This is a genomic window from Pseudomonas syringae group sp. 247E2 (assembly GCF_032587795.1).
Taxonomy (GTDB): Bacteria; Pseudomonadota; Gammaproteobacteria; order Pseudomonadales; family Pseudomonadaceae; genus Aquipseudomonas; species Aquipseudomonas amygdali.
On the sequence record NZ_JAWHPK010000008.1, the window covers coordinates 358,662 to 382,500 of the forward strand.

Consider the following 23,839-nt stretch of genomic DNA (forward strand, 5'->3'; position numbering starts at 1 on the left):
CGCACAGGAGCAATCCATGCAGCATGAAAGCCCGACTCACGGCATGAACATGTCGGCCCTGAGGCGTCACAAGCAACGCCTGGATCTGGCCGATGAGACCGTGGCCATCGAAGTGCCGGGTCTGAATCTGTTCTATGGCGACAAGCAGGCGCTGTTTGATATTGCCCTGAATATCCCCAAGCAGAAAGTGACCTCGTTCATCGGTCCGTCCGGTTGTGGCAAGTCGACCCTGTTGCGCAGTTTCAATCGCATGAACGATCTGGTCGATGGCTGCCGCGTTGAAGGCGCAATCAACCTGTACGGTCACAACATCTACACCAAAGGCGAGGAAGTTGCTGAATTGCGTCGGCGCGTCGGCATGGTGTTCCAGAAGCCGAACCCGTTCCCCAAGACGATTTATGAAAACGTGGTCTACGGCCTGCGCATTCAGGGCATCAACAAGAAGCGCGTACTCGATGAAGCCGTCGAGTGGGCGCTGAAAGCCTCTGCGCTCTGGGATGAGGTCAAGGATCGACTGCATGAGTCGGCATTGGGTTTGTCCGGGGGGCAGCAGCAGCGTCTGGTCATTGCCAGAACGATCGCCGTGGAGCCGGAAGTGCTGCTGCTCGACGAACCCTGTTCGGCACTTGACCCGATTTCGACCCTTAAAGTTGAAGAACTGATCTACGAACTGAAATCGAAATACACCATTGTGATCGTTACGCACAACATGCAGCAGGCGGCTCGGGTGTCGGATTACACCGCGTTTATGTACATGGGCAAACTTGTCGAGTTCGGTGATACAGATACCTTGTTCACCAACCCGGCAAAAAAACAGACAGAAGACTACATCACCGGTCGTTACGGCTAGGACGTGCTTCGTCAGACCTGAACCACCGCTGCGTTTTCGCTATTAACCGGACGTTCCAAGGACACCCAGCATGATCCACAAAGACAGCCATACGCATCACATTTCCCAACAGTTCAACGCTGAACTCGAAGACGTTCGCAGCCATTTGCTCGAAATGGGTGGCCTGGTCGAGAAGCAGGTGAACGATTCTGTCACGGCACTGATCGAGGCCGACTCTGGTCTTGCCCAGCGCGTTCGCGAGGTCGACGACCGGATCAATCAGATGGAGCGCAGCATTGACGAAGAATGCCTGCGCATTCTGGCTCGTCGCCAGCCAGCGGCGTCCGATCTGCGCCTGATCATCAGCATTTCCAAGTCGGTGATCGACCTGGAGCGCATCGGTGATGAAGCCACCAAGATCGCCCGCCGCGCCATCAAACTCTGCGAAGAGGGCGAGGCGCCACGCGGTTACGTCGAGGTCCGTCATATCGGTGATCAGGTGCGCAACATGGTTCGCGATGCCCTGGACTCGTTCGCGCGTTTCGACGCCGAGCTGGCCCTGTCGGTCGCGCAGTACGACAAGACCATCGACCGTGAGTACAAAACCGCCCTGCGCGAGCTGGCGACCTACATGATGGAAGATCCACGCTCGATCTCCCGCGTGCTGGACGTCATCTGGGTGCTGCGCTCTCTGGAGCGCATCGGCGACCATGCTCGCAACATTTCCGAGCTGGTGATTTATCTGGTGCGTGGCACCGACGTGCGGCACATGGGGCTCAAGCGCATGAAGGAAGAAGTGCAGGGTATCTCGAGCGAAACCGCTAATGTTCCGGGCGACGCTGACGATAAGTAAGATTGCCTGCGAGAAAAACGCCCAGCATGCGCTGGGCGTTTTTCGTTGTGCAGACGAGTATTCCCGTCGCCTGCGGATTAAATGTCGCGGCGCAGTCAATCAATATGGCAGTTGGCCACCGGTCAACGCTATGCTTGCCGAAACAAAGGGCGTGTTGGCATACCGCAGTTCGCCTCCAGGTGAACACGCCCGCAGGAGCGTCGATGAGTAAGGTCAGTGTATTGGTGGTGGATGACGCGACTTTCATTCGCGACTTGGTCAAGAAAGGGCTGCGCAATTATTTTCCCGGGATTCATACCGAGGACGCAGTCAATGGTCGCAAGGCTCAGGCTTTGCTGGGCAAAGAGTCGTTCGATCTGATTCTGTGCGACTGGGAAATGCCCGAGATGTCCGGCCTGGAGCTGTTGACATGGTGTCGTGAGCAAGACAATTACCTGAGAACCGTGCCGTTCATCATGGTGACCAGCCGTGGCGACAAGGAAAACGTCGTGCAGGCTATTCAGGCCGGCGTGACCGATTTTGTCGGCAAACCGTTCACCAACGAGCAGTTGCTGACCAAGGTCAAGAAGGCGCTGGCAAAGGTCGGCAAGCTTGATGCGGTCATGTCCACAGCTCCGGCACGCATGAACTCGCCGCTCAATGACTCGCTCAGTGCATTGACCGGCGGCAAGGCCGAAGTGGTTCGCGCCACGCCAGCTGCCGCGCCTGCCGGTATCGCCAAGGCGCCGCCTGTAGCAGCCAAATCGCCGGAGCCTGCCGGTCGTGGACAGGGTCAGTTGCGCCTGCCCAACGGCATTCAGTCGTGCGTGATCAAGGCTTTGACGCTGAAAGACGCCACACTGGTGATACGCGTCAGCGAAAACCTGCCGCAGGTGCTCGACAGCGCGGTACTGGACCTTGAGCAAGGCGAGAGCAACGAGGTCGCACGCCTGAATGGCTACCTGCACTCCGTTGCCGCGTTCGAGCAGAAGCCTGACAGTGAATGGCTGCAAGTGACTTTCCGCTTTGTCGATCAGGATGCGCAGAAGCTCGACTACCTGTCGCGCCTGATCGCACGTGGCACGGCTCAGAAGCACTTTATCCCCGGAGCCTGATACACGCCTCCTGCTGACTGGCATGCCGACGTTCGCGTTGGCATGCCCCAAATACCTACTGCACAGCTACCTAATAACTTCACCCCGCTGCAATCACCCCCTCGCTGATCATGCTGTGTCCGTGGCTTGTCTGGCGCGTTATTCATGTCCGATTGATACCGACGAGTCCTCTTCTGTCTGCAAGGCTGCTAGGCTTGGCACCCAGTGCCCTTGAACCCGAACGCCTCTGATGCTTGCACGCTTGCTTATCCTGTTTGCCCTGATGTTGACTGTGCAGTCGGCCGGGGCAGTCACGATCTATAAATTCACCGATGCCGATGGCGTGGTGTCGTTCTCGGATCGGCCAACACCTGGCGCATCGGTCATGGTGTTTCGGGACCGGATGGTCGAGCGTATCGACGGCCAGGTGCATTTGAGCGTCAGACGTGAAAAGGGCGTGCACAGCCTGTACGTGCGCAACGATCTGTACGCCCCGGTCGAGGTCGAACTCAAGCTTTCCAGCGTAACCAACGTGCTGGGCGTCTCTGGCTCGTCAGCAACGCTGCGCCGCACGATCCCTGCGCGCAGTAATGAACGTGTGGTGGTGCTGAGCCCCAAAGTGGGGAGCAAGCCGATGAACTACGCCTCGGTGCTGACTTCAACCCTGGGCGATCCCAAAGGTTCGGTGCAGGCCTATAAATACCCATTGCCGTGGATTGGCGGACCGTTTCGCCTGACTCAGGGGCCGAATGGTAAATACAGTCATTACGGTGCCAAGGGCCGCTATGCGATGGACATTGCCATGCCCGAAGGCACGCCGATCATCGCCGCACGCGGCGGGACGGTGATAAAGATCGAAAACAGCCAGTCAGGGAGGGGGTCAAATGCGTCAGGCAACTTCGTACGGATTCTGCACGAAGACGGCACGATGGGCGTCTACCTGCACCTGATGCGCGGTTCGGTGAGTGTCAGGGAAGGTCAGCGGGTCAGCGTCGGAACCGCGCTGGCGCGGTCGGGTAATACCGGCAACAGCACCGGCCCGCATCTGCACTTTGTCGTGCAACGCAATTCGGGCCATGAACTGGTATCGATCCCTTACGAATTCGCCAGACCAGTGCAGAGCCTGCCCAACTTCGCCGTCGGCGGGAATTGACTGCTGGGGCGACCGTGCATTTCTTGACTATCGTGCCGACGCTCCGCGTCGGTATGCCGTTCAGGGCGCTCCGCGTCCGCTTTGAGTATGCGGAGCGTCACCCAAGGCATTCCCACGCTGGAGCGTGAGGAACGATAGGCGTCCGGAGAGCACCTATCGTGCCCATGCTCCGCGTGGGTATGCAGTTCTGGGCGCTCCGCGTCCGCTTTGAGTATGCGGCGCGGCGCAGATCTGTGACGCGGAGCGTGACCCAAGGCATTCCCACGCTGGCGCGTGAGGAACGATAGGCGTTCGGGAGAGCACCTATCGTGCCCATGCTCCGCGTGGGTATGCAGTTCTGGACGCTCTGCGTCCGCTTTTGAGTATGCGGCGCGGCGCAGATTTGTGATGCGGAGCTTCACCCAAGGCATTCCCACGCTGGAGCGTGAGGAACGATAGGCGTCCGGGAGAGCACCTATCGTGCCCATGCTCCGCGTGGGTATGCAGTTCTGGACGCTCTGCGTCCGTTTTGAGTATGCGGCGCGGCGCGTTACCCAAGGCATTCCCACGCTGGAGCGTGAGGAACGATAGGCGTCCGGTAGAACACCTTGCGTCCGCTCTTGAACGGGTAGACCTGATAGGGTCAGTCCAGCTTCAGCACCTTGGCGAGTACGATTTTCGGGCCTTTCATCTTCTTGATGATGATGCGCAGGCCTTCGACTTCCATTTGCTCTTCTTCTTCCGGCACGCGCTTGAGTGTGTCGTAGATCAGACCGGCCAGTGTCTCGGCTTCGATGTGGTCCAGATCGATGCCCAGCAGACGCTCGATCTTGAACAACGGTGTATCGCCCCGTACCAGCAGTTTGCCCGGCTGATACGCGAGAATGCCGCGCTCCACCTTGCGATGTTCGTCCTGGATGTCGCCCACCAACACTTCAAGCACGTCCTCCATGGTCAGGTAGCCGACGATCTTGCCGTCGGCTTCCTCGACCACGGCAAAGTGCGCGCCGCCCTTGCGGAACTGCTCCAGCAGCTGCGAAAGCGGCATGTGTCGCGAAACACGCTCCAGCGGGCGGGTGAGTTCAGCCAGGTTGAACGACTCCGGGATGTGGTCCAGCGCTGCCAGTTCCAGCAGCAGGTCCTTGATGTGCAGCAGGCCGACAAACTCGCCACGTTCAGCGTCATACAGCGGATAACGGCTGAATTTGTGGCGGCGGAACAAGGCGAGGATTTCCTTGAGCGGCGCATTGAAGTCCAGCGACACCATGTCTTCGCGGGAGTTGGCCCAGTCGACCACTTCCAGCTCGCCCATTTCGACAGCAGACGCCAGCACGCGCATGCCCTGATCGCTGGGGTCCTGGCCACGGCTGGAGTGCAGAATCAGCTTCAGCTCATCGCGGCTGTAGCTGTGTTCGTGATGCGGACCGGGTTCACCCTGGCCTGCAATACGTAAAATGGCGTTGGCGCTGGCGTTGAGCAGGTAGATCGCCGGGTACATCAACCAATAGAAGAAGTACAACGGGGCCGCTGTCCACAGCGACAGCAGTTCCGGTTTGCGGATCGCCCAGGATTTGGGGGCCAGCTCGCCGATGACAATGTGCAGGTAGGAAATGATGAAGAACGCAGTGAAAAACGACACGCCCTTGATCAGCTCCGGAGTATCGACGCCCAGCGCTGCGAGCAACGGCTCCAGCAGATGCGCGAACGCCGGTTCACCGACCCAGCCCAGGCCCAGGGAGGCGAGGGTGATACCCAGCTGGCAGGCTGAAAGGTAGGCATCCAGCTGGCCGTGTACCTTGCGCAGAATGTGCCCGCGCCAGCCGTTCTTGTCGGCAATGGCTTCAACCTTGGTCGAGCGCAGTTTGACCATGGCGAATTCTGCCGCAACGAAAAAGCCGTTGAGCAGGACCAGGAACAAAGCAAAAAGAATCATGCCGAAATCGGCGAAGAGTGAAGACAGGTTGAAACTAGGGGAAGGGTCCATGATGGGGTTTTGCAGGGTCCGTATTAACAGAAGAGGGTAATGTCACGCCAGAGAAGACGCTATGAGCCCGGCAATGTAGCGGCTCAAGGCGCGATTGCCTAGTAGTCTGAATCGTCGTGTACGGGTTTGGACAGTTGGCCGCTGGCAAAGTGACAGGTAAAAACACTGCCCTTGCCGGGAACACTGTTGATTTCAAGGTTGCCGCGATGGCGCAGCAGCACATGTTTGACGATGGCCAGACCGAGCCCTGTACCGCCGGTATTCGACGCGCGGCTGGTATCGACCCGGTAGAAACGTTCAGTCAGGCGCGGCAGGTGTTTGGTCTCGATGCCGATCCCCGAATCCTGCACGCTCAGGTGCGCGCCCCGCTCGTCGGCCCACCAGCGGATACGGATGACGCCTTCTGCCGGGGTGTACTTGACGGCATTGAAGATCAGGTTGGAAAACGCGCTGCGCAGCTCGCTTTCGCTGCCCTTGAGGCGCATATCGCTTTCCAGGCTCAGGTGGATCTGCTGGTTCTTGCTGCCCGACAACGCGTTGGCATCGGCGGTGATGGTTTTGAGCAAGGTACTGACCATTACCGGATGATTGTCCGATGGGTAATCGGTAGCCTCGAGCTTGGCCAGCAGCAGCAAGTCGTTGAGCAGCGTCTGCATGCGCCCGCCTTGCTGATGCATCTGTTGCAGCGCCCGCACCCAGCGCGGATTGACCTCGTCCACGTTATCGAGCAGGGTTTCCAGATAACCGAATATCACCGTCAGTGGCGTGCGCAACTCATGAGACACGTTGGCGACGAAGTCTTTGCGCATCTGCTCCAGCTGATGGATGCGCGTCACATCGCGCACCAGCATCAGGTGCTCATTGTTGCCGTAACGGGTAATCAACAACTGAATGCGCAAGCGATCATTGGTCGGTGAGGGAATCTCCAGCGGCTCGCTGTAGTCGCCCAGCGCAAAGTACTCTTTGAAGCGCGGATGCCGGACCAGGTTGGTCACGGGCTGACCACTGTCCTGCGGCGTCTTTAAACCCAGCAGGGTTTCAGCGGCACGGTTCCACCACTCCAGGTTGCCGTCGCTGTCGAGCATGATCACTGCATCACGCAGCGCGGCGGTGGACTCCTGCACGCGGTCAATAACGGCCTGAAGGCGGCCACGGACGCGCTGATCCCGACGTTGCAGGTGGTAGATGCTGTCGAAGACTTCGCCCCACAGACCATAACCGTCCGGAGGCGGCTCGTCAGCCTTGTGACTGCTCAGCCAGTCATGCAGACGCAGCAGTTGTTTGAGGGTCCAGGCCAGATACAGGCCCAGTCCGGTGGCCAGGCTCCAGCCATACTGTCCACTGATCAGGCCGACCAACAGGCAGGCGGTGACCAGCAACAACATGTGGCGTATCAAGGTGCCGTGCCAATTTTGATTCAATTAAGGGTAAATCCTTGTCTGGTCACTGCCCTGCGTCGACGCAACGCCTGTCAGCTCTTTGTCGAGAAGCGATAGCCAGTGCCGCGCACGGTTTGTACCAGATTTTCATACGCATCGCCCAAGGCCTTGCGCAGGCGGCGGATGTGCACATCAACCGTACGCTCTTCGACGTAGACGTTGCCGCCCCAGACCTGATCCAGCAACTGGCCACGGGTGTAGGCGCGCTCCTGGTGGGTCATGAAAAATTGCAGCAGACGGTATTCGGTGGGGCCCATTTCAGCCGGTTTGCCGTCGATGGTGACGCGGTGGCTGATCGGGTCGAGCAGCAGACCGCCGACTTCGATAGGTGCTTCGCCATCAGTCGGGCCGGCACGACGCAGCACGGCCTTGAGACGTGCCACCAGCTCGCGGGGCGAGAAGGGCTTGGTGATGTAATCGTCAGCGCCGACTTCCAGGCCCTGGATCTTGTTGTCCTCTTCACCCTTTGCAGTGAGCATGATGATCGGGATGTCCCCGGTCAGTTCATCACGTTTAAGGCGACGGGCCAGTTCGATGCCGGATGTGCCAGGCAGCATCCAGTCGAGCAGAATCAGGTCAGGTTTGCGGTCGACGATAATCGCATGGGCCTGCTGAGAGTTTTCGGCTTCAATACAGTCGTATCCAGCCATTTCCAACGCAACGGCGATCATTTCACGAATAGGCGCTTCGTCGTCAACGATCAGGATGCTCCTGCCAGCCATGCTCGAACCTCTTGTCATTTAACTGTCTTGGGGCGCATTAGATAACGGAATTATTGCAGTCGTGTGACAGGTGTGGTTGAGGCTAGCACGCCGACAGGTTTCGGGAGGTCGGTGGGCCTCGCGATCCTGCGTTTATTTCAGTCGGAAAGAGGCTGGCGGTGGCTGTTTTCAGCGCACCGCATAGTCGGCGACGATACCCAAAAATATCGCCAGCCCGGCCCAGTGGTTGTGCAAAAAAGCCTTGAAGCAGGCGTCCCGCTCGCGCTGACGGGTGCTCCAGAATTCCCAGGCAAAGCATCCTGCTGCTGCCAGCAGGCCTATGTAGAAGCACGCACCCAATTCAAAACGCGCGCCGGCCAGCATCAGGCAACCCAGCGCCAGACCTTGCAGGGTCAGGATGATCACCCGGTCGGCATCGCCGAACAGTACGGCAGTGGATTTCACGCCGATTTTCAGGTCATCGTCACGATCGACCATTGCGTAATAGGTGTCGTAGCCCACGGTCCATAGCAGGTTGGCGATGTACAGCAGCCAGGCCGCAGCTGGCAGGTCGCCGGTTTCTGCGGTAAATGCCATCGGCATGCCCCACGAAAACGCAGCACCCAGCACCACTTGCGGGTAATAGGTGTAACGCTTCATGAATGGATAGCAGGCAGCCAGCGCCAGACCGCCGAACGACAGCCAGATGGTTGTCGCATTGGTAAACAGCACCAGCACAAAGCTCAGGCCGACCAGCACCGCAAACAGCGCCAGCGCTTCCCGTGAGCTGACTTTGCCACTGACCAGAGGACGCTGCTCGGTGCGTTTGACGTGGCCATCCACCTTGCGGTCGGCGAAGTCATTGATCACGCAGCCTGCCGCGCGCATCAGAAATACGCCCACCACAAAGATGAACACTGTCTTCAGCGACGGCGAGCCCTTGCCTGCAATCCAGACTGCCCACAGGGTTGGCCACAGCAGCAGGTAAATGCCTATGGGCTTGTCGATACGTGTCAGCTGGATAAAGTCCCAGGCGCGGGGGCTAAGACGATTGAGGGATTTGAGAAGGGACAGGTACATCAGACAGGGTCCTTGTCATGGATCGCATTGCACAGAGCGGGCAGGAACACTTCGGCGACCAGCATGCTCAACGCACCACGACTGAATCGCGAGCGGCGTGCCCATAGTCCGCCAGCTGCAACAGCGTCAGGCAGCCAGGCTTCAGGGTAATGACACACTTCAAGGGTGCCGCGCGCGAACGCAGGGTCGCTGAACAGCAACTCACCCAGCGAGCGCGTGCCCAGCTCATCCATATTCAGGCCACCGTCCTGCAAAGCGCTGCGGGCGGCTACACTGCGAGCGAATACCCAGTTGCTGTCATTACCGCACAAGTACACCTCGCGCACCCAGCCTTCGCTGGCAAGTGGCAGGCCCAGCGCCAGACACTCATCACGGCGCAAAGCCTGCCAGCCTTCGAATTGCGGAAATACGCTGAGGCCACCGTCAGACAAACGGTCCAGCCGGCGTGTGAGGGAATCCTGATTGAACAACCAGTCGAGCATTATTGGTTCGGGCGCATCGATCAATTGCTCGCGCTTGAGCCAGATCGGGCTAATGAATGCGGGGGATTGCTGGGTCACGGTAAGCCAGTTCCGGCAGCCAACGAGGCCGCGAGCTTAGCATGATTGCAGGCCCCGACCGACCGCCGGTAGTACGTCAGGTTATAGAATCAGACTTGCATCCGGGCCTGCCGATCAGTACAACGCCCGTTCAGACGGCAATCGACCGTCACACGCTATTTAGCCTGATAAACGAGAGAACCGAACATGAAGAAGTGGCAATGCATCGTCTGTGGCCTGATCTATAACGAAGCCGACGGCTGGCCGGATGACGGGATTGCGCCTGGTACGCTCTGGCAGGATGTGCCGGAAGACTGGCTGTGCCCGGATTGCGGTGTGGGCAAAATGGACTTTGAGATGATCGAAATCGGCTGATAGCAGCCAGCAGAAAAATAATGAATAGGGAAGAACAATGAGCGCACCTGTGGTCATCATCGGCACCGGCCTTGCGGGTTACAACCTCGCCCGAGAGTTTCGCAAACTGGACGCAGACACGCCGCTGCTATTGATCACGGCCGATGATGGGCGGTCCTATTCCAAACCGATGCTTTCCACCGGCTTTGGCAAAAACAAGGAAGCCGACGGGTTGAGCATGGCCGAGCCCGGTGCAATGGCCGATCAGCTCAAGGCTGAAATTCGCACGCATACGCGGATCAGCGGGATCGACCCGGGTCACAAGCGTCTGTGGATCGGTGAAGAAGCGGTTCACTACCGCGATCTGGTGCTGGCCTGGGGGGCTGAAACCATCCGCGTACCGGTGGAAGGTGATGCAGGCGATGCGATTTTCCCGATCAACGACCTTCAGGACTACGCCCGTTTTCGAGCGGCTGCGGCGGGAAAGCGTCGGGTTCTGATTCTGGGGGCCGGGCTTATTGGCTGCGAGTTTGCCAACGATCTGATTCTGGGCGGTTATGAAGTGGATCTGGTCGCGCCGTGCGAGCAGGTCATGCCAACCCTGTTACCACCTGCCGCTGCGGCTGCGGTAAAGACCGGCCTTGAAAGCCTGGGTGCACGTTTCCACCTGGGCCCGGTGCTGACCCGCCTGAATCGCAGTGGTGACGGCCTGCAAGCACATTTGTCGGACGGGCAGGTGATGGACTGCGACCTGGTGGTTTCGGCCATTGGTCTGCGCCCACGCATCGATCTGGCCGCTGCCGCGGGCTTGCAGACGGGGCGCGGTATTCTGGTGGATCGCCAGTTGCAGACCTCCCACGCCAACATCCATGCGTTGGGTGACTGCGCTGAAGTCGATGGCCTCAACCTGCTCTATGTCATGCCGTTGATGAGCTGCGCTCGGGCGTTGGCCCAGACGCTGGCCGGAACGCCAATGGCCGTAAAATATGGCCCCATGCCGATCACCGTAAAGACGCCAGCCTGCCCGCTGGTGGTTTCGCCGCCACCGCGTGGCACCGACGGCCGCTGGAGTGTCGAAGGGCAGGGGGCTGATATCAAGGCGCTGTGTCATGACGCAGATGGCAACCTGCTGGGCTATGCGCTGACCGGTGCGGCAGTTATGGAAAAACTCGCACTGAACAAGGTTTTGCCTGCGTTATTGGCATAATTTCGCGTCATTTTGTCGGATAGACCACGTATTTTTGTCAATAAACCCCGCCTGCGCACTGGCGCGGGCTGGTTCGGCATGCCATCCTCGGTCTTGTCTGCCGCTACGTAGAGCCGTCGCGGCGCCTTGTTGCCGTTTTTTACAAAGCGGCGCGGGACATAAAAACAAAAAACCGTAAAAGAGGCTTCATATGCGTAAACCAGAAGTTGCAGCCGCCATTGCTGAAAAGGCGGATCTCACCAAAGAACAATCCAATCGTGTTCTCAATGCCATCCTTGAAGAGATTACTGGCGCACTGCACCGTAAGGACAGTGTCACGCTGGTAGGCTTCGGTACTTTTCTGCAACGCCATCGCGGTGCCCGGACTGGCAAGAACCCACAGACCGGGGAGCCGGTTAAAATCAAGGCAAGCAACACAGTGGCCTTCAAACCGGGGAAAGCCCTGAAAGACAGCGTCAACCCTTGACACCCTGTTGTGCGCCTCGGCGGGAGGCGGGCAACTCACAGGCGGGCATACCAATCAGACTGGGTGCCCGCTTTTTGTTTGTGTCGTTTGTACCGCCGATGATTCGTAGAAACGCTCAGTGAGAATTGTCCTACTCAATTTCGTATGAATGCCTTCTCAAACCCCGGCTTTGCCTGACTTTTTCTTATTGCTGATTCCCTTAGAGTCCCGCCCTTGCTGCACCCCTTCAATTACTCTTGGGAAATCTCGAATGAAAAAGCTATGGAAGTTTGCTGCTGTTGCAACTCTGATCGCCGCTACCAGCGGCTGCGTGAGCTACAACGTCAGCCAGCCAAGCGCACCGCTGGAAGGCACGGTCAAAACCGACCTCAAGGCGGACGTCAAGGTAGGCGGTACCATCAGCGGCGAGTCGTCCACCAATGTGTTGTTCAATTTCCTGAGTTTCGGCGGCGATAACGAGTTCGCCGATGGCGTGACCTACGGTGGTGCAAGTGGCGGTGGCGGCCTGGGTCTGGCGCTGCCTGATCCGGTATCGACCACCAAGGCTGCTGCGGCTTACAAGGCGGTCAAATCTTCCGGTGCCGATCTGATCGTGGCACCGCGTTATGAAGTCAGCATCAAGGACTACTTCATCTTCAAGAAGGTTGATGTAAAGGTCACCGGCAGCAAAGGCAACATCAACAGCATTCGTTAATGCTGCCGTGATGCTGCTTCCCACGCGAAGCAGCATCCTTGCGTCCAACAAGTGTTTTTGTACCGATCTCCTTCGAAATTCATCTTGTCCTACAGGTTTTGGGCCAATAAACCGCTACACTGCCACGCCGATCCTGATCACCGGATCCAGTGCGTACAGAGGCCGAGCATGAAGTTTCGTTTTCTATTGTGGATGCTGGGCATGCTGATGGCCCGCGCCAGTCGTAACAACCCCGCGTTCCAGCAGCAGTTGGCTGGCAAGGACCTGACATTTCAGTTACAGACCGCAGATGGCAAAATCGCGCGTCACTTCGTGGTGCACGATCAGCGCATTCGCAGTGCCAGCGGTGTGGTTGCAGAGCCAGCCTTTGCCATCTCGTTTCGCGATGCAGCCTTTGGCTTTGACACCCTCCAGGCGAAGAACAAGCAGCTGGCGTTCATGAAGGGCATTCAGGACAAGGATATTCAGATCAAGGGCAACCCGGCCCTGGTGATCTGGTTCCAGGGCCTGGTCAAATACCTCAAGCCGAAAAAGAAAGCTGCCTGATCACGGCAGTTGCAGCCCGCCTGCCGCCTTGTGCAGCGCCCGAAGGTGCTCGGACACCTGTTTGAGGTTGGCTTCGTTGGCTGCAATTTCCTTGGCGCGTTCGGGCTCCAGCAGGGCGCGCACTTCCTTGTCGAGATCGCCGGTCAGGCGCTTGAGTTGTTTCTGGCGTTGACTGCTTTCTGCTTCAAGCCGCTGCCATTCCCCCGCCTGTGGCAAACCGTACCCGCCGCTGCCGAGCAGCTCGGCTGGCCGGCTGAGAAAGCCACTGCTGGCGAGGATCTCCTGTAGCGTTTTGGTGGCATTGGAGACCTTGCCATCTTTCACTTCGCGTGCACCGAGATAGCTCTGCTTCACTTCGTCCTGGGCCAATAGCAGTTGCCTGCGCAGGCTGGCCTGCTCCAGCAGCAGAATCGCAGCACTGGTACGCAGATCGGCCTTAGCGAACCACTGGCTGCGCTCACTGGCTGGCAGGGCCATCCATTCTTCCACGGTGTTCTGCTTGATCGGCAGGTGCTTCTTCAAAACCTCGAACATGGCTTGATAGCGGTCACGGTAGGAATCGAACCGGTAGCCCAGACGCAATGCTTCTCTGGGGTCGTCCAGCACACTGGTATCGGCCAGCCCTCGGCCTTTGAGGACTTCAAGCAGGCCGTTGGGCAAAATGCTGTCCAGGCCGACGAGCTTGGGATTGTGCGTGCCGGCGCGCAGCAGTTTGAGGTTTTCAACGGCGCAGTTGTTCGAGAGGAAGTAGTAATTGCCGTCGTAGCTCCAGTGCATCTCGGCAGCGTGCTGAACCAGCCCTTCGATTTCCGGACGCGACAGCTTGATTGGCACGGAGGCCAGGCTGCGCAGTTCGGTCTTGGTGTATTCATCGATGACCTGCGCCAGCGGCAAGACGAACAGCCGTGACGGGTAGGCACCCATCAGGCCATCCCAGCTCGATAGCTGTACATCGCCGACGAATGCCCGATAAGACAGGACCAGATGCTGGTCGAGGTCCAGGCGGCAGTCCGGCCCGCGAGGACGACCAGGTTTGCAGATCACCAGGCGTAACATGCTGTGACCCCAGCGGCTTGCCCAGTTCTGATTCGCCTCGGCGAGCAGATAATCCACCGCGTAGACCCGCTCGGGGTCCAGCTTGCCCAGCGGCTCACGGTCGAAGTCGCTGCCGGCATTCAGATAAGGGTAGTACGTGGGGCATTTATCCCGTGCTGCGGGTGCCCAGCCAAAGCGCTCTTTGTAATACGCATACAGCGCCGGGCGACGACAGGCGTAGGCCGGGTCGAGGAGGAAATACTCCATGTTCACGGCCACGAATTCCAGCGGGCTGGTGGTTTCGTAGATGTCCGGGCTGCGGGCGACCTGGCCGTTATGTTCCTCGCGTTCACCGCGGCGTCCGACGTATTGCTGCCAGCCCGCCAGGTCCAGCAGGCGAGGGTCGTCACTCAGGGTAAAGCGACGCTCGGTCTGGCCGCGGCAGTCGTCAGGCAGACCTACCTTGCCCAGTGAACTGCTACGTGATGTGCAGCGAAAAATCGCCGCTCGCTCGCTGGGCGACCACAGGCGGGCGCGGTCGTAGACGTGGGTCAGCTCATGCAGGACGGTGGCGAGCAACTCCTGGCGCACCGTTCCGTGTGGACGGCCTGTCTGGGCGGTGGCTGCCGAACCGTCGGTCAACGAGGCCAGCAAGTGGCTGTTGAGGTATAGCTGATAAGGGCCCGCCGCCTGACCGTAGGCGTTTTGCGGCATGTCGCTGGACCAGCTTACCTCGACGGTTCGGTCCAGTGCTTCGACGAAGCTGGGCGGCAGCGCGTGCATGGCTTCGTCGAGCAGCATCTGGCTGGCTTGCTGTTGCGGCGCATCGAGGCCGTCCGTGTGCAGTTCCAGCTTCAGGCTGGCAAAGGCATGCGTCCCGACCAGCGACAGCGCGCCAGCAAGCAGCCAGGCGCGAAATCGCCTCACAATGCGAGGATTGCTTCAGCCAGGGTCTGATCGCTTGCGCCGCGTGCTTCTGGTACGCGAGTGCGCAGTGTATCGAAGGCAGCATCCAGCTGGGCACCGTGGATGTCACCGCCGCTGGCAACGTAACTGGCGGCGTCGTCCTTGGCCTGGAGCACGACTTTTGAGTCGCGAATTGATGTAGTGGTGTCCGAGGTGAAATCAATGGTACGGCCAAACGCGCGAACGATGATGTTGCTCGTGGCTACAACGGTCTGAGCCTGGGCAAAATCGGCCAGCAATAGCAGGCCAAGGGAAGCAGCAATCAGCGGGGTACGCATGTGGTGACGTCTCCAGTTACGCAAAGAGGGGAAAGTGGCTATTGGACGAGGATTGCCTGCGCCAGTTCAAGGTCGCTGGCACGAAGTTTTGCATCTGCCTGACGCAGGGCGTGCAGCGCGGCCTCAAGCCGGGCACAGCGTATATCTCCGTCGCTGGCGATGAACGCAGCAGCGTCGTCTCTGGCAGCCATCATGAGTTTGTTATCGAAAGGTGCTGTTGTGACCTGACTGGTTGCATAGCCGGTCTTGACCATACCCTGCGTGGTCGTATCGAACGCTTGAACCTGACTGATGCACATCAGGCTGGCAACGGGTGCGATAAACAGAAGGTGCAGTAAACGCATGACTTTCACGAACCGGCAAAACAGGTAGCAAGGCTAGCGCAATGCTCTGGCCAGAGCTACCCCGGCACGTGGCCGGGGCACAACGGTCAGATGGCCAGAATGGCCTGAGCCAGTTGGCTGTCGGTCGCTTGCAGTTCAGGCAGAACCTGGCGGATGTGTTGCAGCGCACCTTCGAGGCGAGCGCTACGGATGTCGCCGGAGCTGGCCACGAAGCTGGCGGCATCGTCTCGGGCGGCCAGAACGATCTTGTCATCTTTCAGAGAGGAGGAAATGTTGGACGTGGCACGTGTCGATGCATTGACTGCATCGACCACTGCGTCAGTGGTCACAATAAAGCTGGAGGCGTTGGCACCTGCAGCAGCAGTCAACAGGAAGGCAGCGCCGAGGGTACGTAGCAGAGACATGATCGAGTTCCATTGTGGTCAAAAGGGCACAGGCTGCCTGCGAGGCCGAAGGGCCGAGGTAGAGCGCTAGACTATCCCACTGATAGCGCGCTTGTCATGGCAGTCGATGGCTGCAGCTTGCACAGTTTGCATTATTTGGTAACTGTACCTGACGTTTTTGATTTATCTGAAACTGTGCTGTTATTGGCAATCTGTTAAGTACCTGCCCGAAAACGACAAAACCCGTCTCGGTTGCCTGAGACGGGTCGTGTATGAAGCAATTCGGGTTGCTGGCGAGAGACTTTAAGGTCTGGGACCAGCGAGCGCTGATTTAGCGCCAGAACGGCTTGCTCAGCTCTTCGTAACGCTGGGATTCGCTGATACCGGCGTCAGCCAGCAGGCGTGCATCCAGACGAGCCAGTTGATGGCGGCTGGACAGGCGACGCTGCCAGAGCATCAGGTTGGCGAATACACGCAGAGGCAAAGAAGCTTTTGCAGTGGTAACGGTGCTTTCGCTGAACAGATCGGAACTGATTGTACGTTCCATGGTGTGACTTCCTTCCGCTTGTGGCGGGATAAGTGAGTTGCTTGACTGGTGCCCATTTTCCTCGCACGCGTCCAGCTTCCATAGACACAGTTCACCTGTATTGTGAGGGTTCAGTTAACTGTGATTGGGCACTGTTTTGTTCATAAATGGGGCAACTGTACCGGTCAGCACCATATGAGTGCATTTTGTGGTCGATTATGGTGATTTTGGCGATTTGAGGCAGTTTTATGACCGGTACAGCAGTACAGTTTTTCAAGAAGCTGTTGAATACGAGCAGGAAGTGAGTCGGGAAAGGTCTCGTTCACTTCCAACTGTCCTGTTCAGCCCGGCAGCATGCGCCCGGTTTCTTCCAGGTTGATGTGCCAACTCAGTGCTTCGCGCAGGATGTGCGGGGTATGGCCGCCCAGCACGCAAGCGGCATTGAAATAGGCGTTCAGCGCGTCGCGGTAATCCGGGTGTACGCAGTTGTCGATGATGACCCGCGCACGTTCGCGAGGGGCCAGGCCGCGCAGATCTGCCAGGCCCTGCTCGGTGACCAGGATGTCGACGTCATGTTCGGTGTGGTCGACATGGCTGACCATCGGCACAACGCTGGAAATCGCGCCGGCCTTGGCAATCGACTTGGTGACGAATATCGCCAGGTGCGCATTGCGCGAGAAATCCCCCGAGCCGCCAATGCCATTCATCATGCGCGTCCCGCACACGTGGGTAGAATTCACGTTGCCGTACAGGTCGAATTCCAGCGCAGTGTTGATGCCGATGATGCCCAGGCGGCGGATAACCTCGGGGTGATTGGAGATCTCCTGGGGACGCAGTACCAGCCTGGACTTGTAGCGATTGAAATCGGCAAAGACTTCCGCGTGTTTGGTCGCCGACAACGTCATGGAACTGCCTGAAGCAAAGGTCAGTTTGCCCGCGTCGAACAGATCGAATGTCGAGTCCTGCAGCACTTCGGAGTACATCGTCAGGTCCGTGAAGGGAGACGCCAGCAGGCCGTGCATCACGGCGTTGGCGATATTGCCGATACCCGCCTGTAGTGGCATCAGCTTGTCGGTAAGCCGGTCTTCGCGCACTTCCTTCTTGAAAAACTCCACCAGATGATTGGCGATGGCCTGCGTGTCGGCGTCAGGTGGCGTGACGGTGGACGGTGAATCTGGCTGGTTGCTGATGACAATACCGACGATCTTCGCCGGATCTATCTTCACTGCATGACTACCGATGCGCGAGTCTGCTTCCAGCACCGGAATCGGCAGGCGCGTCGGCCGGTAGCTGGGTATATAGATGTCGTGCAGACCTTCCAGCTCCAGCGGCTGCGACAGGTTGATTTCCACGATCACCTGCTTGGCCAGAATCGCGAAGCTGGCCGAGTTGCCGACAGAGGTACTGAGCACCAGATGGCCTTCCTCGGTGATCGCAACGCATTCGATCACCGCCAGGTCCACCGCCTTGATCTGCCGATTGCGCAGCATCTCGACGGTATCGGACAAGTGCTGATCGATGAACATCACCGTGCCGTTGTTGATTGCCTTGCGCAGTGTGCTGTCGACCTGAAAGGGCATGCGCCGGGACAGCACGCCGGACTCGGTCAGTTGCTTGTCCAGATCATTGCCCAGGCTGGCACCGGTCATCAGGCTTATTTTCAGCGGTGTCACTTTGGCGCGCTCGGCCAGCGCATGGGGCACGGCCTTGGCTTCGCCTGCACGGGTGAAGCCACTCATGCCGACGGTCATGCCGTCTTCAATCAAGGCGGCAGCGTCGGCTGCGCTCATAACCTTGCTCATCAGGGAGGGCAGGCGGATACGGTCACGGTACATGGATTCTGTCTCGTAGATAGAAGCGAGCGACAAGTCTAGAGCGTTGAACGAGGTTCGTCCTGCTACCAAGGTCGCATTTGAGGGCTCTAATTGGCGGCTTTCAGCGCAAAACACTGTTACGCAGAATGTAAAAAGCCCCGGTCGCCAAGCGAGCCGGGGCTTTAATGTGGCAGGGTCAGGCTAGGCGTTTTCGACGGCCTTCACCATGTCCTCGATCACCTTTTTGGCGTCTCCGAATACCATCATGGTTTTATCCAGATAGAACAGTTCGTTATCCAGACCTGCGTAACCACTGGCCATCGAGCGTTTGTTGACGATGATGGTTTTGGCCTTGAATGCCTCCAGAATCGGCATCCCGGCAATGGGCGATTTCGGATCGTTCTTGGCGGCCGGGTTGACCACGTCGTTGGCGCCGAGCACCAGTACCACGTCGGCCTGACCGAACTCGGAGTTGATGTCGTCCATCTCGAACACCTGATCGTAAGGCACCTCGGCTTCGGCCAGCAGTACGTTCATGTGCCCCGGCATGCGCCCGGCCACCGGGTGAATGGCGTACTTCACCGTGACACCACGGTGCACCAGCTTCTCCGTCAGTTCCTTGAGTGCATGCTGCGCGCGCGCGACTGCCAGCCCGTAACCCGGCACGATGATCACGGTGTCGGCGTTGGTCAGCAGGAAGGTGGCATCGTCTGCCGAGCCGGATTTCACCGGGCGGGCTTCCTTGCTACCTGCCGGCCCTGCCGAATCCGTTGCGCCGCCGAAGCCACCGCCGATCACATTGAAGAACGAGCGGTTCATCGCCTTGCACATGATGTAAGACAGGATCGCGCCCGAAGAACCGACCAGCGAGCCCGCGATAATCAGCATCGAGTTGTTCAGCGAAAAGCCGATCCCGGCCGCTGCCCAGCCTGAATAGCTGTTGAGCATCGAGACCACCACCGGCATGTCTGCACCGCCAATCGGGATGATCAACAGTACACCGATCACGAACGCCAGCGCGAGCATGATCGCAAAGGCAGTAAGGCTACCGGTGAACATGAAGGTCAGACCAAAGAACAGTGTGGCCAGACCAAGCACCAGGTTGAGCTTGTGCTGTCCGGCAAACTGTACTGGTGCACCTTGAAACAGCCGGAATTTGTACTTGCCCGACAGCTTGCCAAAGGCGATTACCGAGCCGGAAAAGGTGATCGCGCCGATGGCCGCTCCGAGGAACAGCTCAAGACGATTACCCGCGGGGATGGCATCGCCCAGATGACCAACGATGCCCAGTGACTGAGGCTCTACTACGGCAGCGATGGCGATGAATACCGCTGCCAGGCCGATCATGCTGTGCATGAACGCGACCAGCTCAGGCATTTTGGTCATTTCAACCCGCTTGGCCATGATCGAGCCAGCGGTCCCGCCCACCAGCAGGCCGACCACAATGTAGCCAATGCCCGCACTGGTACCTTCAGCGGTAGACAGCGCAGCCAGTTTGAACACCAGCCCGATTGTCGTGATGACCGCCAGACCCATACCGAGCATGCCGAACAGATTGCCGCGGCGTGAGGTGGTGGGGTGTGACAAGCCTTTGAGTGCCTGGATAAAGCAGATCGACGCGATCAGATACAGCAGGGTGACCAGATTCATGCTCATGACTTCGGCGCCTCATCCTTTGCCTTGGGGGCCTTTTTCCTGAACATCTCCAGCATCCGCCGAGTGACCAGAAAGCCGCCAAACACATTCACCGCTGCCAGTGCGACAGCCAGCGTGCCCATGGTTTTGCCCAGCGGCGTCACCGTGAGTGCGGCGGCGAGCATGGCGCCAACGATGACGATGGCCGAGATAGCATTGGTGACGGCCATGAGCGGCGTATGCAGCGCGGGCGTGACGTTCCAGACCACGTGGTAACCGACATAAATTGCCAGTACGAAAATGATCAGGTTGTAGACGCCGGGGGAAATCAGCTCTTCCATTGGTGTGTCCTCAGCCGTTCTTGCGCACGACTTGCCCGTCGCGGCACATCAGGCATGCGGCGACGATGTCGTCTTCGAGGTTGATCGAGAATGTGCCGTCCTTGTCGAACAGCAGCTTCATGAAGTCCAGCAGGTTGCGGGCATAGAGTGCAGAAGCATCGGCTGCGACCAGCGCTGGCAAGTTGGTGTGGCCGACGATGGTCACTCCGTGCTCGACGACGACTTGATCTGCCACAGTCAGCGGGCAATTGCCGCCTTGTGCAGCGGCCAGGTCGATTACTACCGAACCGGGCTTCATCTGCGCCACGGTTTCGGCGCTGAGCAGCACCGGTGCCTTGCGGCCGGGGATCAGGGCGGTAGTAATGACGATGTCCGCCAGCCTGGCCCGCTCGTGAACGGCTGCGGCCTGGCGTTGCATCCAGCTGGCAGGCATCGGGCGGGCGTAACCGCCAACGCCTTCGGCGCATTCGCGCTCTTCGTCGGTCTCGTAGGGCACATCAATGAACTTGGCACCCAGCGACTCGATCTGCTCCTTCACTGCCGGACGCACATCCGACGCCTCAACCACTGCACCCAGCCGTTTGGCGGTGGCAATGGCCTGCAGACCGGCAACGCCTGCGCCCAGGATCAGCACCCGTGCGGCTTTGACAGTGCCGGCAGCGGTCATCAGCATGGGCATGAAGCGCGGGTAGTGGTGGGCGGCAAGCAGCACGGCCTTATAGCCTGCGATATTGGCCTGCGAAGACAGCACATCAAGGCTCTGCGCGCGGGAAGTGCGCGGTGCGGCTTCCAGGGCGAACGCGGTGATGCCCTGTGCGGCCATCTTGCCGATGAGTTCATTGTTGAAGGGGTTGAGCATGCCGATGACCACCGAGCCGCTTTTGATCAGTCTCAGCTCATTATCGTCGGGCGCTACAACCTTGAGGATCAACTCGCCCGCAAACGCTTCGTTCGCGCTCCCAATCACAGCGCCTGCAGCTTCGTAAGCGCTGTCCGGAACGCTGGCCTGAATGCCTGCGCCGCTCTGCACGGTAATCCTGTGCCCTTGGCTGATCAGCTTTTTGATGGTTTCCGGGGTAGCAGCTACCCGGGTTTCGCCCGCTTGCGTTTCGAGAGGAACACCAATGTGCACGACAAATCTCCTGCGCGATTTTTTATCGTTCGTGTGTAGGCCAGTGCACTACGGCTGGTGCATCTGGCATGGCCAGGCAGCACGCCCCTTTGCAGCAGGGGCGGGGCATTTTGCAGGCGAAGTTTGCGGGCTTCAATACATTCTGTAACGAAACTATAGGTGAACTACAAGTCACACTGTGACCTATTGTCGCAGTAAGTGGATGCAGGCCATTGCCCGTATGGGTTTTGGCGCTATTCCGTACAAAAAAGGTGATTAATATTTTTTTGCTCGAAAATCTCGCATTCAAGCCAAAATAGGACAAAAGACCTGTAACTATTAGGGGGTAAGTCCTTTTTTTGCGGCGAGCGAGAAGTTGTTTTAACGCGACATAAGGTTACATCTGTAGGTGTTTTCTTTCATTGACTACCTGAAATTCTGCTCAGATCTGCTCTTGGGGCAGCTGGTAATTCCGGGCCTGAGCGACCAGCCAGACGCGAAATGCGCTGAGTGATGCCGACTCCACTTTCCGTTCGGGAATCATCAGGTGGTAGGCCTTGCTGCCGGGCAGCGAACAGACGTTGGCAATCACCAGGCGCTTTTCATGCAGTTCGCGCTGAATAAGGAAGGGTGGGATCAGTGCCACACCCATGTCGTGCATGGCTGCCTGCGCGAGCATCGAAAACAGCTCGTAGCGAGGGCCGGTCATATCGCGGGCCACATCCATGCCCTGCGCGTTGAACCATTGGCGCCACGCATAGGGGCGCGTGGTTTGTTGAAGCAATGGCAGCTCGGCGAGCTCGCTTGCTTGCAGATGGTCTCGCCCGTTCAGGAAGGAGGGGCTGCAGACCGGCATGGAGTTTTCACCCATCAGCCGATGCGACTGGGTGCCGGACCAGTCGGCGTCGCCGAAATAGATAGCAGCATCGAAGTCGGTGTCAGCAAACAGAAAAGGGCGCGTGCGGTTGGTCAGGTGAACCGTGACATCGGGGTGCTTGTGCTGGAAGTCCTTAAGGCGTGGCAACAGCCATTGAGTGCCGAACGTCGGCACCACGGCGAGCTCGATGGCGTTGGCGCCTTGTTGGCCCATGACCGACAGGGTGTCGCGCTCGACTGCGTCCAGTTGCTGGGCCACGCGGCGGCTATAGGAAAGCCCTGCCTCCGTGAGCTTTACTCCCCGTCGAGAGCGCCGGAACAGCTCAACGCCGAGAAACTCCTCAAGCCCGCCAATCTGTCGGCACACCGCGCCTTGTGTCAGGGACAGCTCGTGAGCGGCTTTGGTAAAGCTTTCGTGTCGGGCAGCTGCTTCGAAACTGACCAGTGCAGTGGTGCTGGGTATTTTGCGTCTCATATCCTTTCTTCTCACTGGTCTTTTTGTTGTGCGGGCCTGAGGCGGCTTTTGGAGTGAGAAATTAGCACAAGAGGTTGATAAAACCTCGTTTGTCGCCCGGGGATACCAGGACTAGGATCGTTACAGGATTTTTCAGCTGAACGTGAGGAACAGGCATGAGCGGTAAAGCAAGTTTTAACTGGATCGACCCATTGCTGCTGGATCAACAGCTCACTGAAGAAGAGCGCATGGTTCGCGACACTGCCGAGCAGTTCGCCCAGAGCAAGCTGGCCCCGCGCGTGCTTGAAGCCTTCCGTCACGAGAAAACCGACCCGGCCATCTTTCGCGAGATGGGCGAAGTGGGGTTGCTGGGTGCAACGATTCCGGAAGCGTTTGGCGGCAGTGGCCTGAATTACGTCTGTTATGGGCTGATCGCCCGTGAAGTCGAGCGTATCGATTCAGGCTATCGATCAATGATGAGTGTGCAGTCCTCGCTGGTCATGGTGCCAATCAATGAATTCGGTACGCAGGCCCAGAAAGAGAAATATCTGCCTAAGCTGGCCTCGGGCGAATGGATTGGCTGCTTCGGCCTGACCGAGCCCAACCATGGTTCAGACCCAGGGGCGATGATCACTCGTGCCCGGAGTGTCGAGGGTGGTTATCGCTTGAGCGGCAGCAAGATGTGGATTACCAACAGTCCGATCGCGGATGTGTTTGTGGTGTGGGCCAAGGACGATGCCGGCGATATCCGCGGTTTCGTTCTCGAAAAAGGCTGGGCAGGTCTGAGCGCCCCGGCTATTCATGGCAAGGTCGGTCTGCGTGCGTCGATCACTGGCGAGATCGTCATGGATAACGTGTTCGTGCCTGAAGAAAACATCTTCCCGGACGTGCGCGGTCTGAAAGGTCCGTTCACCTGTCTCAATTCTGCGCGCTACGGTATTTCCTGGGGCGCGCTGGGTGCGGCGGAGTTCTGCTGGCACACCGCGCGGCAATACACCCTCGACCGTCAACAGTTTGGGCGTCCGCTGGCGGCCAATCAGTTGATCCAGAAAAAGCTGGCGGACATGCAGACTGAAATCACTCTGGCGCTGCAAGGCTGCCTGCGTTTGGGGCGCATGAAAGACGAAGGTACGGCTGCCGTAGAGATTACCTCGATCATGAAGCGCAATTCCTGCGGCA

The 23,839-nt window shown here is 58.6% G+C and carries 25 protein-coding genes (1 of these 25 running past the window's edge); 10 read left to right on the forward strand and 15 right to left on the reverse strand.

Annotation, left to right across the window (positions count from 1 at the left end):
• Positions 1–16 precede the first annotated feature (16 nt).
• The 4 genes from pstB (at position 17) to RYC18_RS08855 (ending at position 3,908) form a co-directional block, all read left to right on the forward strand.
• Positions 17–850 (forward strand): phosphate ABC transporter ATP-binding protein PstB, encoded by an 834-nt coding sequence (gene pstB / locus RYC18_RS08840; RefSeq protein WP_005734982.1) that lies wholly within the window; start codon positions 17–19, stop codon positions 848–850.
• A gap of 70 nt (positions 851–920) precedes the next feature.
• Complete coding sequence (gene phoU / locus RYC18_RS08845) at positions 921–1,682, forward strand: phosphate signaling complex protein PhoU (RefSeq protein ID WP_002555887.1); 762 nt, start codon at positions 921–923, stop codon at positions 1,680–1,682.
• A 203-nt stretch (positions 1,683–1,885) separates the two neighbouring features.
• Positions 1,886–2,776 carry a response regulator gene (locus tag RYC18_RS08850; protein ID WP_002555886.1) on the forward strand — a complete coding sequence of 297 codons (891 nt, stop codon included), beginning with the start codon at positions 1,886–1,888 and terminating at the stop codon, positions 2,774–2,776.
• A 229-nt stretch (positions 2,777–3,005) separates the two neighbouring features.
• Positions 3,006–3,908, forward strand: a complete 903-nt coding sequence (locus RYC18_RS08855; protein ID WP_004659063.1) for a peptidoglycan DD-metalloendopeptidase family protein — start codon at positions 3,006–3,008, stop codon at positions 3,906–3,908.
• Positions 3,909–4,530: 622 nt separating this feature from the next.
• Here RYC18_RS08855 and RYC18_RS08860 read toward each other — a convergent pair.
• The 5 genes from RYC18_RS08860 to RYC18_RS08880 all read right to left on the reverse strand — a co-directional run bounded on the left by RYC18_RS08860 (position 4,531) and on the right by RYC18_RS08880 (position 9,651).
• Positions 4,531–5,871, reverse strand: coding sequence for a hemolysin family protein (locus RYC18_RS08860; RefSeq protein ID WP_002555884.1), 1,341 nt, complete (start codon positions 5,869–5,871; stop codon positions 4,531–4,533).
• Between the two features lie 98 nt (positions 5,872–5,969).
• The gene (gene phoR, locus RYC18_RS08865; RefSeq protein WP_005744878.1) at positions 5,970–7,292 is read right to left on the reverse strand and encodes a phosphate regulon sensor histidine kinase PhoR; all 1,323 of its coding nucleotides are present in this window, start codon (positions 7,290–7,292) and stop codon (positions 5,970–5,972) included.
• Positions 7,293–7,342: 50 nt separating this feature from the next.
• Positions 7,343–8,032 (reverse strand): phosphate regulon transcriptional regulator PhoB, encoded by a 690-nt coding sequence (gene phoB / locus RYC18_RS08870; protein ID WP_002555882.1) that lies wholly within the window; start codon positions 8,030–8,032, stop codon positions 7,343–7,345.
• Between the two features lie 168 nt (positions 8,033–8,200).
• The gene (gene ubiA / locus RYC18_RS08875) at positions 8,201–9,091 is read right to left on the reverse strand and encodes a 4-hydroxybenzoate octaprenyltransferase (RefSeq protein WP_016980650.1); all 891 of its coding nucleotides are present in this window, start codon (positions 9,089–9,091) and stop codon (positions 8,201–8,203) included.
• Positions 9,091–9,651: a chorismate--pyruvate lyase family protein gene (locus tag RYC18_RS08880; protein WP_316885306.1), complete on the reverse strand. Its 561-nt coding sequence runs from the start codon at positions 9,649–9,651 to the stop codon at positions 9,091–9,093. The genes ubiA and RYC18_RS08880 overlap by 1 nt, the downstream gene beginning before the upstream one ends.
• A 186-nt stretch (positions 9,652–9,837) precedes the next feature.
• Here RYC18_RS08880 and RYC18_RS08885 point away from each other — a divergent pair, with 186 nt between their 5' ends.
• The 5 genes from RYC18_RS08885 to RYC18_RS08905 all read left to right on the forward strand — a co-directional run bounded on the left by RYC18_RS08885 (position 9,838) and on the right by RYC18_RS08905 (position 12,897).
• Positions 9,838–10,005: a rubredoxin gene (locus RYC18_RS08885; RefSeq protein WP_002555879.1), complete on the forward strand. Its 168-nt coding sequence runs from the start codon at positions 9,838–9,840 to the stop codon at positions 10,003–10,005.
• A 37-nt stretch (positions 10,006–10,042) separates the two neighbouring features.
• On the forward strand, positions 10,043–11,191 hold the full coding sequence (locus RYC18_RS08890) for an NAD(P)/FAD-dependent oxidoreductase (protein WP_005744875.1): 1,149 nt from the start codon (positions 10,043–10,045) through the stop codon (positions 11,189–11,191).
• Positions 11,192–11,381: 190 nt separating this feature from the next.
• Positions 11,382–11,657 (forward strand): HU family DNA-binding protein, encoded by a 276-nt coding sequence (locus RYC18_RS08895; RefSeq protein WP_002555877.1) that lies wholly within the window; start codon positions 11,382–11,384, stop codon positions 11,655–11,657.
• A 250-nt stretch (positions 11,658–11,907) separates the two neighbouring features.
• Positions 11,908–12,351 (forward strand): hypothetical protein, encoded by a 444-nt coding sequence (locus RYC18_RS08900; RefSeq protein ID WP_316885308.1) that lies wholly within the window; start codon positions 11,908–11,910, stop codon positions 12,349–12,351.
• 168 nt (positions 12,352–12,519) lie between these two features.
• Positions 12,520–12,897 carry an SCP2 sterol-binding domain-containing protein gene (locus RYC18_RS08905; RefSeq protein ID WP_316885310.1) on the forward strand — a complete coding sequence of 126 codons (378 nt, stop codon included), beginning with the start codon at positions 12,520–12,522 and terminating at the stop codon, positions 12,895–12,897.
• Here RYC18_RS08905 and RYC18_RS08910 read toward each other — a convergent pair whose 3' ends face one another.
• The 10 genes from RYC18_RS08910 to RYC18_RS08955 all read right to left on the reverse strand — a co-directional run bounded on the left by RYC18_RS08910 (position 12,898) and on the right by RYC18_RS08955 (position 22,681).
• On the reverse strand, positions 12,898–14,859 hold the full coding sequence (locus RYC18_RS08910) for a DUF4105 domain-containing protein (RefSeq protein WP_316885312.1): 1,962 nt from the start codon (positions 14,857–14,859) through the stop codon (positions 12,898–12,900).
• Positions 14,856–15,176 (reverse strand): DUF2388 domain-containing protein, encoded by a 321-nt coding sequence (locus RYC18_RS08915; RefSeq protein ID WP_002555873.1) that lies wholly within the window; start codon positions 15,174–15,176, stop codon positions 14,856–14,858. Before RYC18_RS08915 ends, RYC18_RS08910 begins: the two co-directional genes overlap by 4 nt.
• A gap of 38 nt (positions 15,177–15,214) precedes the next feature.
• Positions 15,215–15,520 (reverse strand): DUF2388 domain-containing protein, encoded by a 306-nt coding sequence (locus RYC18_RS08920; RefSeq protein WP_316885315.1) that lies wholly within the window; start codon positions 15,518–15,520, stop codon positions 15,215–15,217.
• An 86-nt stretch (positions 15,521–15,606) separates the two neighbouring features.
• Positions 15,607–15,924: a DUF2388 domain-containing protein gene (locus RYC18_RS08925; RefSeq protein WP_002555871.1), complete on the reverse strand. Its 318-nt coding sequence runs from the start codon at positions 15,922–15,924 to the stop codon at positions 15,607–15,609.
• Positions 15,925–16,234: 310 nt separating this feature from the next.
• Positions 16,235–16,450, reverse strand: coding sequence for a DUF1127 domain-containing protein (locus RYC18_RS08930; RefSeq protein WP_002555870.1), 216 nt, complete (start codon positions 16,448–16,450; stop codon positions 16,235–16,237).
• A gap of 320 nt (positions 16,451–16,770) precedes the next feature.
• Positions 16,771–18,264 (reverse strand): acetyl-CoA hydrolase/transferase family protein, encoded by a 1,494-nt coding sequence (locus RYC18_RS08935; RefSeq protein ID WP_005744870.1) that lies wholly within the window; start codon positions 18,262–18,264, stop codon positions 16,771–16,773.
• Positions 18,265–18,444: 180 nt separating this feature from the next.
• On the reverse strand, positions 18,445–19,899 hold the full coding sequence (locus RYC18_RS08940) for an NAD(P)(+) transhydrogenase (Re/Si-specific) subunit beta (protein WP_002555868.1): 1,455 nt from the start codon (positions 19,897–19,899) through the stop codon (positions 18,445–18,447).
• Positions 19,896–20,219, reverse strand: a complete 324-nt coding sequence (locus tag RYC18_RS08945) for an NAD(P) transhydrogenase subunit alpha (RefSeq protein ID WP_002555867.1) — start codon at positions 20,217–20,219, stop codon at positions 19,896–19,898. The genes RYC18_RS08940 and RYC18_RS08945 overlap by 4 nt, the downstream gene beginning before the upstream one ends.
• Before the next feature lie 10 nt (positions 20,220–20,229).
• Positions 20,230–21,351 (reverse strand): Re/Si-specific NAD(P)(+) transhydrogenase subunit alpha, encoded by a 1,122-nt coding sequence (locus RYC18_RS08950; protein ID WP_316885345.1) that lies wholly within the window; start codon positions 21,349–21,351, stop codon positions 20,230–20,232.
• Positions 21,352–21,772: 421 nt separating this feature from the next.
• Entirely contained in the window at positions 21,773–22,681 is a 909-nt protein-coding gene (locus tag RYC18_RS08955; RefSeq protein WP_316885347.1) for a LysR family transcriptional regulator, read from the reverse strand.
• Positions 22,682–22,836: 155 nt separating this feature from the next.
• On the opposite strand from RYC18_RS08955, the gene RYC18_RS08960 reads away from it, so the two are divergent.
• Positions 22,837–23,839, forward strand: partial view of an acyl-CoA dehydrogenase gene (locus RYC18_RS08960; protein ID WP_004659038.1) — the 5' portion only. 179 nt of this gene lie beyond the right edge of the window; 1,003 of the gene's 1,182 nt are visible here — the first part of the coding sequence; its start codon is at positions 22,837–22,839; its stop codon lies beyond the right edge, outside the window.